This is a genomic window from Mesotoga sp., from assembly GCF_035363035.1.
GTDB lineage: Bacteria > Thermotogota > Thermotogae > Petrotogales > Kosmotogaceae > Mesotoga.
The window spans coordinates 1-12,316 of record NZ_DAOSEH010000067.1; the positions used below are offsets into that span (position 1 = coordinate 1).

The 12,316-nt window shown below is 49.9% G+C and carries 8 protein-coding genes; 4 read left to right on the forward strand and 4 right to left on the reverse strand.

Annotation, left to right across the window (positions count from 1 at the left end; genetic code table 11):
* Window positions 1–740 (forward strand): isoaspartyl peptidase/L-asparaginase family protein (locus PKX57_RS09300; RefSeq protein ID WP_472416946.1); only part of this gene is annotated, 740 nt, incomplete at its 5' end.
* A 7-nt stretch (window positions 741–747) separates the two neighbouring features.
* Here PKX57_RS09300 and PKX57_RS09305 read toward each other — a convergent pair.
* Window positions 748–2,130, reverse strand: coding sequence for an MATE family efflux transporter (locus tag PKX57_RS09305; protein WP_472416948.1), 1,383 nt, complete (start codon window positions 2,128–2,130; stop codon window positions 748–750).
* 201 nt (window positions 2,131–2,331) lie between these two features.
* Here PKX57_RS09305 and PKX57_RS09310 point away from each other — a divergent pair, with 201 nt between their 5' ends.
* The 3 genes from PKX57_RS09310 to PKX57_RS09320 all read left to right on the forward strand — a co-directional run bounded on the left by PKX57_RS09310 (window position 2,332) and on the right by PKX57_RS09320 (window position 6,021).
* Window positions 2,332–3,402, forward strand: a complete 1,071-nt coding sequence (locus PKX57_RS09310; RefSeq protein ID WP_472416950.1) for a glycosyltransferase family 2 protein — start codon at window positions 2,332–2,334, stop codon at window positions 3,400–3,402.
* Window positions 3,395–4,021 (forward strand): glycerol-3-phosphate acyltransferase, encoded by a 627-nt coding sequence (locus PKX57_RS09315; RefSeq protein ID WP_213922042.1) that lies wholly within the window; start codon window positions 3,395–3,397, stop codon window positions 4,019–4,021. Before PKX57_RS09310 ends, PKX57_RS09315 begins: the two co-directional genes overlap by 8 nt.
* Window positions 4,022–4,488: 467 nt before the next feature.
* Complete coding sequence (locus PKX57_RS09320; protein WP_213922041.1) at window positions 4,489–6,021, forward strand: DUF4070 domain-containing protein; 1,533 nt, start codon at window positions 4,489–4,491, stop codon at window positions 6,019–6,021.
* A 108-nt stretch (window positions 6,022–6,129) separates the two neighbouring features.
* On the opposite strand, the gene PKX57_RS09325 is transcribed toward PKX57_RS09320, so the two are convergent.
* From PKX57_RS09325 to PKX57_RS09335, 3 genes are all read right to left on the reverse strand, one after another.
* The gene (locus PKX57_RS09325) at window positions 6,130–7,923 is read right to left on the reverse strand and encodes a hypothetical protein (protein ID WP_472416952.1); all 1,794 of its coding nucleotides are present in this window, start codon (window positions 7,921–7,923) and stop codon (window positions 6,130–6,132) included.
* A 99-nt stretch (window positions 7,924–8,022) separates the two neighbouring features.
* Window positions 8,023–9,732: a M3 family oligoendopeptidase gene (locus PKX57_RS09330; protein ID WP_472416954.1), complete on the reverse strand. Its 1,710-nt coding sequence runs from the start codon at window positions 9,730–9,732 to the stop codon at window positions 8,023–8,025.
* Window positions 9,733–10,174: 442 nt separating this feature from the next.
* Complete coding sequence (locus PKX57_RS09335) at window positions 10,175–11,968, reverse strand: bifunctional 2',3'-cyclic-nucleotide 2'-phosphodiesterase/3'-nucleotidase (RefSeq protein ID WP_472416956.1); 1,794 nt, start codon at window positions 11,966–11,968, stop codon at window positions 10,175–10,177.
* Between the last annotated feature and the right edge of the window lie 348 nt (window positions 11,969–12,316).

Below are 12,316 nucleotides of genomic sequence, written 5' to 3' on the forward strand. Positions count from 1 at the left end.
AAGACCCGGCTTTCAACTGCGGAAAAGGTTCTGTACTGAACTTGAAGGGCGAAGTGGAGATGGATGCAGCGATCATGGACAGCGAACTGAACGCCGGCGCCGTCTCCGGCCTCAAGAGAATCCTCCATCCCATAGAGGTGGCGAGAGCCGTCATGGAGCAGACGGACAACGTTTTACTCTCTGGCCAGGAAGTGGAGGAGTTCATCCGGATCATGGGTTTCCCGCGCGAGGAGAACCTTGTTGTGCCGACGAGACAGATGCAGTGGCAAAGGAATATGGAAAAGATCGAGAGGGGCGAGAACCTGCGCTTCTCCAGAACCATTGCGCTGGCCAGAAAAACCCCGGGGTATTACTCCACCTCCGGGGCCGTTGCGATAGACGACAACGGAAAGATGGCCGCGGCCACTTCCACGGGCGGCATCGTGATGAAAACCTTCGGAAGGGTGGGAGACACTCCCGTAATCGGTGCGGGTACCTACGCAAACAACTTCGGAGCCGTCTCGGCAACGGGACACGGGGAAAAGATAATAAAGCTGACGCTTTGCAGACTCGTGGCCTTCTTTATGGAACAATACCCGGCCCAGAAGGCCGTCGATCTGGCCCTGGAGAGAGCCAAGTATATCGACTGTGAATGCGGACTGATCGCGATCGACCGGTATGCAAACATAGGGATAGGTTATACCACCAGAGATATGTCCTGGGCGTACGCAAGAGAAGGCCATAAACCGGTAACCTTTTGACCCATACTTATTCGGCTCTTCCGTCGGCAATCTGTGATCGGCTCTCTACTCTAAGCTTCTTGATCGCTCCCATCGCTAGGATCCCGGCGACGAACAACGTGAAGAAATCTGCCGTTGTCTGGGCGTAGATGACCCCGTTGAGCCCGAAAATACGCGGCAGCGTTATCACGGCCGGTATGAGGAATATCCCCTGCTTGGCCATAGAGAGGATACCGGCCGATAGTCCCTTTCCCATGCCCTGGAAGAGATAGTTGAATGTCAAAACGAAGCCAAAGGTCGGGAAAAAGATGCTCACGGCTCTGAGAGCCTGCGAACCGATTTCTATGACCTTAGGATCGTCGCTGAATATATTTATTATCATACCGGGGAAGACCATGCCCGCAATTCCGAACACGATCGCGAAGGCCGTAGTAACTATCAGTGAGAACTTGAGTGCTTCAAATATCCTAGAGTAATTCTTCGCACCGTAGTTGTAGCCGGTAACGGGCTGGAAAGCCTGGCCGTAACCGAAGAGAACCATCATCCCCAGCATCAGCACCCTCATGGTGATTCCAACCGAGGCGACGGCGTGATCGCCGTACACGGCCGCCGCGTTGTTTAACAGGGCAACCGAGAAGCTCGATAGAAACTGCCTTAGAAAGGTTGGCAGGCCGATCTTGAAGATCTCGCCGTAAATGTGAAGCGAAAACCTGTAGAGCTTTATCGACAGACGTGTATAACTCTTCTTGCGCAGATAGTACTCCAGAAGTATCATGGTCGATACGGACTGGGAAATGACCGTGGCCAGCGCGGCACCGACTACCCCCATGCCAAAACCGAAGATGAAAATCGGATCGAGGGCGACGTTCAGAAGAGCTCCCGACACCATGGCCATCATGAACCTCGGCGCGTTTCCCTCGGCTCTCACCAGGTTGTTCATGGTCATGTTCATCATGTTCAGAATCGATCCCGCGATTATAACCATCGTGTACTCTCTGGCGTACTCCATTATCGTTTCCGTGGCGCCGAAGGCCCGAAGCAAAGGATCGAGGAAGGTCAGCCCCAGGATGGTGAAGACGATTCCCGTCGCCAGACTGGTGAAAAAGGCCGTCGAAGCGGCCCTGTCGGCCTGTTCCCTGTCTCCGGCGCCCAGCAATCTGGAAACGTACGAAGCGCCGCCGACACCGTAAGTGAGGCCGACGGCGCCGATCAGATTGAATATGGGAAAGGCGATGGCGATCGCTCCCATCGCGCTCGTGCCGATCCTTCCGATGAAAAAGGCGTCTACGAGGTTATAGATGGCATTGGTCAACATGGCTATGATAGATGGTATGGAGAGGCCGATCAAAAGGGACGGGATCTTCATCTTTCCCAGCGCCCTGGCCCTCTCCTCCGAACTGCTGAACTTCAAGACGATACCTCCATTGTATTGCGAAGCTTTGCTCTTTCAATAATACACCACGCACTGCAATTATTTAGAATCAGGCCTCTACATTACGCTCAACACAATGTTTTGCTCCCGACGGCCACTTCGCCTGAGAAGCAGAAATGCTAGAATTGTTCTAAACAGTTGTAGCGGGAGGGAAGGTTTCTGTTCATATTGTTGTTCACCTTGATAGCCTGGTTAACGGGCTTACTGATTTTCGGCGGGTTAAAAGTTCTGGAAGCCTTGCATTCGAAGGATGGTGGCACTGGAAGGAAAGTCTCTCTAATAATCCCGGCCAGGAACGAGGAGAAGAATATCGGGAAGCTACTGGAATCGATTTCGAAGCAGAAGACCGTTCCGCACGAAGTGATCGTAGTTGACGACAATTCGTCGGACGGAACTGCGGAGATCGCTTCGGACTACAATGTCAAACTTGTCAGGCTCGAATCCGACCCGCCGACGGGATGGATAGGCAAGTCCTGGGCCTGCTGGAACGGCTACCTCAATTCCGCCGGAGAGACCCTGGTCTTCCTGGATGCGGACGTAGAACTCTCTCCTGAAGCTCTCGGCACCATCATCGACCTTCAAGAGCTCAAAGGCGGCCTGGTTTCCGTCCAGCCTTACCACAGAATGGAACGCTTCTACGAGAGCTTCTCGCTGGTATTCAATCTCATAGTGGTCGCTTCGCTTGGGAATTTCATGGCCGGCGAAAGGAACGCGCCGGGAGCTTTCGGCCCCTGCATGGTCTGCTCGCGAAGCGATTATTCCGACGTGGGCGGTCACGAAACGATAAGAAGCAACGTTCTTGACGATATCGAGCTGGGAAGGGCCTTTCGGAAAAGTGGATTCCTTGTGAGCAACACCTTTGGAGGCGAGCTGATCAGTTTCAGGATGTACCCGGGTGGGATCGGGGAAGTTCTGAAGGGCTGGGGAAAGAACTTCGCGAAGGGCGCCGGCTCTACACCGCCGCTCACCCTCTTGCTGATGATCCTGTGGATCACCGGGGGCTTTTCTACCTTTCTGAGACTGCCCATCGCCTTAGGTTTCCAGATCCAGTTCATCGCGTTCATCATCATGTATCTGGCTTATGCCATCCAGATCTACCTGTACTCAAGGAAGATCGGCTCCTTCTCAATAGGCCACGCCCTTATCTTTCCGGTCTATTTTCTCTTTTTCTTCTATACCTTCATCTACTCAGGTTTGAGAACTCTGCTTTTCAGACGTGTCAGCTGGAAGGGAAGGGATATAGATGTCTGAAGTTATCTTTCTTCTTCTTTTTCTGCTGGAGTTCTTCATGGGTTCGATGATGTTCTCGTACTGGCTGGGGAAGATCAAGGGAAAGGACATAAGGCAAACCAGGGACGGCAACCCCGGCGGCTCTAATCTGGGAAGGATCTTCGGCTGGAAGTGGGGTATGGCCGGCATAGCTCTGGATTTTCTCAAGGGCTACGTTCCGCTGGTTTTCATCGTAGAATCGGGGATTTTGAAAGACTGGCGACTGGCGGTCGTTTCGGTCGCACCCGTTCTCGGCCACGCCTTCTCGCCCTTCCTGAAGTTTTCGGGGGGGAAGGCCGTCGCCGTTACCTTCGGCATCTGGTCGGCTTTGACCAAGTGGGAGGTTCCCGTGCTGCTCGGAACGATCTTCACCATCTTTTCTCTCTCGAGGGCAATCGGCAAGAAAGGTAAAACAACCCCCGCCGAGGACGCCGCGAGGGTCGTGGTTGGCATGCTCGCCGTTCTGGTTTACGTTCTTCTGCGTGGCATTCCCTATCTGCTGCCCGTATGGATCATGAACATGGCGATACTTATCTACAGGCACCTGGCGGATATGAAAGCGCTTCTCGTCAACCACGCCTCAAAAAGAAACGGCCGGTGAAGCAAATGAAAAATACCAAAACGGACCGGAATCATCTGGCGATTACGAAATAAAAAACAACACCGAGAACCGTCACCAGGACAACACCGACGGCCAGCGATATCAAAGTAAGCATAAAATCACCTCCCTGAATATTTTATCGTAAACAAACCGTTTTTTAACCTCGGTTCCCGCCAACTCATAACGAGGATGGTATCGTCTGTCGGTAGGCCAAAGAAACCATAATCGCAACTTATGCACCTCGAAACGCATAGGTTGAGTGATTAGCTCTTTTGATTGGTCCGTTGTGATAATATTGATTAGATGGCAACGCGGGATGAATTGTATATTTCGACCTTCAACCGATGATTACCCTTTCCAACAGTTACAAACCTCAGCAATTATTGATCCCGCACAATGCATCAACTTGTAGAGCAAGTAGTTTTTAGCAAAGGTTTGAGTGCCGTCACAAAAAGGGAAGTGGAGACATGAAGGTTTTGATGGTCTATCCAGAATATCCAGAAACATTTTGGAGTTTCAAGCACGCATTAAAATTCGTCTCAAAAAGGGCAGCGTACCCACCACTCGGACTAATGACCGTTTCGGCTATGTTGCCTGAAGAGTGGGAGAAGAAACTTATCGATATGAACACGGACACTCTAAGTGACGAAGATATCTTAAACTCCAATTACGTAATGATCAGTTCAATGGATATTCAGTTCGATTCAGCAAAGAAGGTTCTTCAGAGGTGCAAAGATTTAGGTGTCAAAACTATAGCGGGCGGGCCGCTTTTCACAACTAGACCAGAGGAGTTCAGTGAAGTCGATCATCTAGTTCTTGGTGAAGCAGAAGTGACTCTGGCGCCGTTCCTTCATGATTTAGAGAAAGGCCGGGCTAAGCACATTTACAGATCCGACGGCTTTCCAGATATCTCTAACAGTCCCATTCCAGACTGGAAGCTTCTTGACATGAGAAAGTACTCTTCTATGAACATCCAGTATTCTAGAGGTTGTCCTTATAATTGCGAGTTCTGCGACATTGTTCTGCTAAACGGACGTATTCCCAGGACGAAGAGAGCGGAAAAACTCATTGGCGAAATGGAAGCGTTGTATATAGCCGGCTGGCGTGGAGGAGTATTCATAGTTGACGATAACTTCATCGGAAATAAAACTAAACTGAAGAGAGAAATTCTTCCGGCTATTGCCGAATGGATGAAAAACAGGAATTATCCGTTTTTGTTGAATACGGAAGCCTCAATTGATCTTTCAGATGACGATGAACTGATGAAACTCATGGTCGACGCGAATTTTGGAACCGTCTTCGTCGGCATAGAGACTACCGAGGAGGAAAGTCTCGTTGAATGCGGCAAGTACCAGAACCGAAACAGAGACTTGCTATCCTCTGTAAGGAAGATACAGGAGTTCGGTCTGCAGGTTCAGGGCGGATTTATTGTAGGCTTTGATCACGACAGGCCTTCGGTATTTCGGAACATGATCAATTTCATCCAGAAGAGCGGTATAGTGACGGCAATGGTTGGTGTCCTCACAGCGCCTACGGGCACAAGACTCTTCCTGAGGTTGAAAGATGAGAACAGGATCGCGTCGGAGTTTTCCGGCAACAACACCAGCATTCTGACTAACATAGTTCCCAAGATGGGTCTCAATAACCTTGTAGACGGTTACTATAAAATACTCAGAAGCATCTACGCGCCGAAACCCTATCGCCAGAGAGTAATAACCTTTCTCAAGAACTACAAACCGAATTCACTTAGACATGTCAGGCCCCTTTCCGACAATCTGAAGGCTTTCGTTAAGTCGCTGTGGGTACTTGGAATAAGGGAAAAAGGTCGAATTAACTATTGGTTGTTGCTCCTCTGGACGGCCTTCTTTAAGCCATCGCTTTTTCCATTGTCAGTTGAATTTGCGATATACGGCTATCACTTCCGAAAATCCTTTTCTTTTGGGTTATACAGAGAGAATAAAACACAACCACCGAGTTACGCAGAAAGAGATTCAAAGTGACCGCAGACTGATGTCAGCGATTCTCGATGGCTCCTTCTAAAGCTCTGCCAGAAAAAACCGGAGGGCATTTACCCTCCGGCCTTGTTTTGATGGTTCGCAACGGCTTTTTTATTCCGGCCTGACGTCGGGGAAGATCAGAACATCGTAGCTCGGCATGCTTTCAAAGAGAAGTTCGTTGGTGGTGTAATCCATGACCAGAACCCTGTGCATACCGTTGGCATCCTTTTCCGTGAAGTAGATGTAAGGCCCTTCTATCTTGATCGAAGGGACCGGCGCGTCCATCCAGAGTACCCTGTTACTGAGTACCCGGTCGGTGCCGGTTTCAAGATCGTACACCCGCAGGGCGATGTAAGAGAAATCGCCATACTCCTCAGGCGGAACAAAATAGATGATCTTGTTCTCGCTTCCAAACTCCGCCCAGACAGCCGTTTTTGCCGTTTTTAGCGTCTCGTCCGTCGCCAGGTCGACGAGGTTGCCGTCGTAGTCTATCGCGTAAGCGTTGTCGTTGGAGAGGAAAACGAGATCGTACCAGTCTTCCACGGTCTCGAGCACCTCGCCCGTATCTGCGTTGAATATGGAGAAGACATCGTAATCGGTGGAGACAGCCACCCTGTAACCATCGGGCGACCAGGAGACCGGTACCATTCCGAAATCTCCGTCGGCCGACCAGATCTGCGTCAATTCCGGTCCAATCATTACTATCTTCTCGCCGTAATTGTCCAGAAGCAGGAATTTCGAGCGATCCGGGGAAAGCGAATAGACGGTGTAGCCGTTGAATCTGGCCTTTCTCTCTCCGTCAACCACGACCCTCTCGTTCTGCAGCGATATATAGACGAATGTCCTTGAATCGAGGAACTGGCCATATATCGCATCTGTCAGACTCCCGAAGAGATTACCTTCGATATCGAAGAAACCGACGTTCCCGCTCTCATAATCCATATTCAGCGTGTTGTAGGAGATAACTACCTCTTCTCCTTCCAGCAGTTCGTTTATCTTCTTGGGCGCCGGAACTCTCGACAGCCAGGAGTATATCCAGTCTAGCTCTTCGTGGCCGATCATATACATCTGAATATTATTCTGCAGCGATGCCTCGTCGCTGGAGAGCACGATCGCCCTGAACAGCTCGGAAACATAATCGGGAATATATATATAATCCAGTATCTCTATAGCCTTTCCCAGCGCGGCTTCGTCGTTGAAACTCTTTCCCTGGAGGAACAACTCCACAGCTTCGTCGTAGTTACCGTAGTTCAAAGCCAGCAGGCCTTTCAAGAAGTAATTCATCGGTTCCTCAGTCAGGTTCTGCGAGTATTCCATGAGCAGTTCCTCGGCGGTCGAGAAGTCTCCCTCGTAGAATAAATTCTCGATATAGGGTATCAGGAACTCGCTCTCTCCGAAATCTTCGACCAGTATCCTCGACACGATCAGCGAGAGATCGGTCGGGTACAGTTCTTTGGACTCTTCGTATAGATACTTGTAGAGCTCCAGGTGATCCTCGTTCTCGATCGATGTCACGGCATAGCGAACGTCGGATTCGCTGAGATACCAGGAGCTGTTGAGACTGCGCAAATGGTAGAGGAGCGATTTCCTGTTCTTGAAGTTATCGAAGTATATCTTCGACAATTCGCCCGCCTGCTCCGAGTAATAGTTGTTCAGAGCCTTTTCGATCGTTTTCTCGAAGATCGCCACCATGCCTTCGGGTATCTCCGTGAGGGCCCGGGCAACTTCGATCACGGTGTTGATATAGCTGTTGTCATCGTAGTTTTCTTCGTATATCTTGAGAAGCGCTTCGAGACTTTCTATATCCGCGGGGTTGGCAGCCAGTTTCGCTTTCAATTCTTCGGTCTGGGCGAATAAGAAGAGCGGTATCAAAGTCAGAAATAGAATTATGAGTATCTTTTTCATTATCTCACCTCCTAAACTATTCTATTCTCAACGGCCCTCCTTGAGTCCTGTTTTCGAGACTCTGCTCCCCGCAAACAAAACTACGATCGGATCGTTTTTCTAGAGCCTCTCTATCTCTCCCCCGACGAAATCGACCAGCTCGGATATATATGACTTCGAAAAGTCGAACTTGATCCCCGCCGCTTCGTACAGTTCATCGAGAGGTCTGGAGTATCCCAGAGAGAGAAACCTCTTGTAATCGGCTATGGCCTTTTCCCTGTCGAGTCTGTAATTTCTGTATATGGCAAGGGCTCCGAGCTGGGCGATACCGTACTCTATGTAGTAGAAGGGGTTGGTGAAGATATGGGGCTGAAGCAGCCAGCGGATTCGCCGCTCCCGCTCTAGACCTGACCAATCGATCCCGCCTTCGAACCTGGCGAAGATACCGGCGAACTTCTCGTCCCTCTCGTCGGGCGTGTGGTCGGGATTGGAGTAGATCCACTGCTGGAAGGCATCGACCGTCATGCACCAGGGCAGGAAGCTTATAGTTCCGGTCAGCTCCTCTTTTTTCGCCAATTTCAGTTCTTCGCTGTCAGGGTAGTATTCGTCCCAGTGATCCATGGTGAGCAGTTCCATCGACATCGAGGCGAGCTCGGCCGCTTCGTGCGTTGTGTGTCTGTACAGTATTATTCTCTCGTCCACAGTCGAGAAGGAGTGCATGGCGTGGCCCGATTCGTGGAGAATAGTTCTGACGTTGCCCGGCGTTCCGGTGGCGTTCATGAATATGAAGGGCGCCCCCGTCTCGTCCAGCGGGTAGTTATAGCCCCCGGGAGCCTTCCCCTTTCTATTTTCCAGATCCAGCAGTTCTGTGTTTTTCATCTTCTGCAGGTTGAGACCGAACTGTCTGTCTACTCTGGAGAGAACGGCGACGGCCTTTCCTATGAAGTCCTCCATGCCGTCGAAGGGCTTCAATACCCTTCCCGAGGGTTCTACCTGCGTATCCCAGGGCCTTAGCGACTCCACTCCGAGCTCTCTTCTCCGGCCTTCGTTCAGTTTTTTTACGAAGGGAACGACCACGGCTTCGACTGAATCGTGGAACCTGAAGATATCCTCGACCGAATAGACGAACCTGTTCTTCCTGGCGTGCATGAAATCTCTGTAGTTTTCGAAACCGGCATTTCTGGCCTGAGGTATCCTGATCTCCTTTAGCTGATCGAAAAGCTCTTCCAGTCTGTCGTGGACAGTGGAAAGCTTCTCCATCGAGAGTCTCCAGGTCTCCTCTCTTACTTTTCTGTCGGGTTCCTGCTGGAATCTGGAGAGTTGAGAGAGCGTGTACTCCTTACCGTCGTATTCTGCCGTCAAAGAGCCTATCGTAGCGCCGTAGGCGGAGGATAACTCCTTTTCCTTTATCTCGAGCGGAAGATTTTCCTCTCTGAACATTTCGATGGTGTTGGCCACTATCCTGTCGAAGTTCTCGTACCTGAGAGTGTCGAGCTCAGCCCTGTAGGGACTGTCGTAGTACTTCTTCAGCAGCCTCATTTTGTAGGGTTCGGCTCTGGAGAAGACCCCGGCGTAGAAGTTCGAATAGTTCTTCCTCTTTTCTTCACTGTCGGCGAATCTCGTCATCTCTATGTATCTCCAGGCCAGTTGCTCCTGGATCACCATATAGAGTTCGCTCCATCTGTAGAGAAACTCTTCCAGAGAATCCACGCTGTCCACAGGATACTCTTCAAGCCTCTTCAGCTCGGCCTCGACGTTCTTCCACACCGAAAGATCAAGGTCCTCCGGTAAATACCTGCGCGGCTGCTTCACGATCTTCTCATCTGTCATTCCTTTACCTCCCGTACCGATTTGTTAGATTAGCGACGTAAACGATTTTGCCACAAATGCTTTCCTTCCGGCAAGGTTTTTCCATACCTCAGCACCGAAGAACAATCTTGACAACTTAGAAGAGACGTCCTTAGGGAACCGTAACGCTGAACCTGAGGCTAGAGGTAAGAGGGGAGAGGTGTGAAGAGCGTGAAGGTCTTGACTTTCTAACCTCTAACCTGTCACCTCTAACCTCTGTTTAAGTTTGCGAGAGAGCGACGAGAAGAACGAGATCCCGTTTAAAATCACAACGGGATGACGGTGCGGGAGCATGACAAGATGATAACTTCTTCACATCATGACCTGTGGAATAACCTCCGGGGCTTTTCGGATCTTTACTAACATCAAATCAGCAAAAAGCCGGAGGATCAACGATCTCCGGCTTTATGTGTTGGCAGTTCTGTTAATTTACAACTGTCTGAACCGTATTTGCAGCTATTTCTACGGGATCTATTTCGAAGAGACGGTCACCGATGTATTTGATTCCCTTGATTCCAAGCTCGCCTATAAGTGATACCGCTTCCTCGCTGGATGTAAAGGTGATTCTTCCAGCAGACTCGAAAGGTACGATGGACCAGTTGTAAGATGGCGTAGGAGTAATCGTGCCCTTTTCGATTATGTAGTCTATGATCACGTTTCGATTCTCGACCGTTGAAGAAAGGACGATATCCGCATCTACCAGGTGGTAGCCACCGCCACCTGCGCGATAGTTATTGGTCACAACGAGGAATTCCATCTCATCTTCCACTTCCTCACCCTCATAAGTCAAATCCACAATTCTCTGACCCACGGGCTTTCGAACATCGATCTGGTAGTTTATACCTTCGATGATGTCGAAGTTGTAAGATGAGAAACGTGCAAGAAGGTTCTGATCGTCAGTCCGGGCGGGATCGATCTGGTTGAAGTTCTCCGCGCACTTTTCGAGCCAGCCTTTGAGTTCCACGCCGTTGACTCTCACAACGTGAAGAGTGTTCGAGTAGATGTAGATGTCGGCAGCATTCATGATTTTTATGTCTCCTGCATCTACGCTCGTATTGGTTCTGAATGGCGCTGCGGCTGAAAGTAAAGGCATTCCTTCAAATTCCGTGCCTTTGAAGTACTCTCTCGCATACCAGAGCTGGGCTTCGTTGATAAGCTGCGTTACTTCGTTATCGATCACCCTGCTGAAGTAGCTCTTGATCGGTACGGTTGTAGTTCCCACCGGGGCCATAACATAGTCGATAGTTGCTTCGTGCTGTTCCCTGACAGCCTCAACGATTTCGGGAGCGGATTCGATCGTTTCATCGACATACCATAGTTCCGGGAAGGATGAGAAGACTTCCCAACTTCCGTCTCTGTTGAGAAGGTGGAAATGGATGAGCCCCAGGGAGTTACCCCAGCTTCCCGCCATGGTGACTGGAACTTCATCGATCTTCTCTGCAGATCTTCCGTGGCTGTGTCCCATGATGATTGCATCAATTCCTTCAACACTTTCAAGGACATCTCTGGCGTCGGAGGTTCCCTGGTGTAGTGCAACGATTACCAGATCGACACCTTTTTCCCTCAACTCAGGAATGTATCTGGCAGCGGCGTCCGCTATCGGTTCAACATACACTCTTCCTTCAAGGAGGACTCTATCCCACATCATTATCTCGGGCGGTAAGAAACCGATTACTCCGATCTTTATCGGTATTCCATCGACTTCCCTTTCAAGCACCACGTAAGGATCGTATCTAAGCTCTTCGGTATCGGCATTGTAGAGGTTTGCAGAAAGCATCGGGAAATCAGCGGCTGCCATAGCGAGGTCGAGATATTCGAGACCGAAATTGAACTCGTGGTTTCCTATCGCCGCCGCATCATATTTCATGATGTTCATCGCTTTGATTATCGATGGAGTATCTCCCATACTTAGCGGTTCAACTCTCGCTTCTCGTTCTGCTAAAACACTTCCCTGTATGGCGTCACCAGTGTCGATCAAAATGGTGTTGTCATAGATCTCCCTTGCCCATTTGACAAGAGTATAGGTCTTAGCCACTCCGTAGTCCTTCACTTGCTGAACTGTCAAATAATCATAAGGCATAACGTAGCCGTGAAGATCGTTTGTACCCATAATAACCAGTTCGTGAGCCGTGACACTACCTAATGCAATCACCGGAATCAACGCGGCGAGAATCAGCACAATAACAACCACTGGAATCCTTTCTTTTTTCCAGTTCAACATTTTCACCTCCGTTTACGATTGTCCAGCAACGATCTCTGCTGGATAGATATGTTTTTCCCTCATGAATGTAAGAGTTCTCTGCCGAAGAAATTTGCGAATTTCAAAGATTGTTCCTGAACAGTACTATTTTACTATGACTGAGACCTCTAGAAAGAAAGAGAAGATACATCTGAATAAATGTGTAGAGCCGTTCTAATTACAGGCAACGAAGAACCACTCTTTAGAAGGACGGGTCCATGCTCCGGGGCCGGATGCTGGACGACTTTTATGACTCTTTCTCGCGACGCGGTCGCCTTGACTTGGCGCTTTCAAAAGTGATATTATAGGTCTGAAGTGAATAATTGT

Coding starts and splice junctions, on each gene's coding strand:
- PKX57_RS09330 (WP_472416954.1), bottom strand. CDS start 9,732: ATGACAGATGAGAAGATCGTGAAGCAGCCGCGCAGGTATTTACCGGAG.
- PKX57_RS09315 (WP_213922042.1), top strand. CDS start 3,395: ATGTCTGAAGTTATCTTTCTTCTTCTTTTTCTGCTGGAGTTCTTCATG.
- PKX57_RS09320 (WP_213922041.1), top strand. CDS start 4,489: ATGAAGGTTTTGATGGTCTATCCAGAATATCCAGAAACATTTTGGAGT.
- PKX57_RS09325 (WP_472416952.1), bottom strand. CDS start 7,923: ATGAAAAAGATACTCATAATTCTATTTCTGACTTTGATACCGCTCTTC.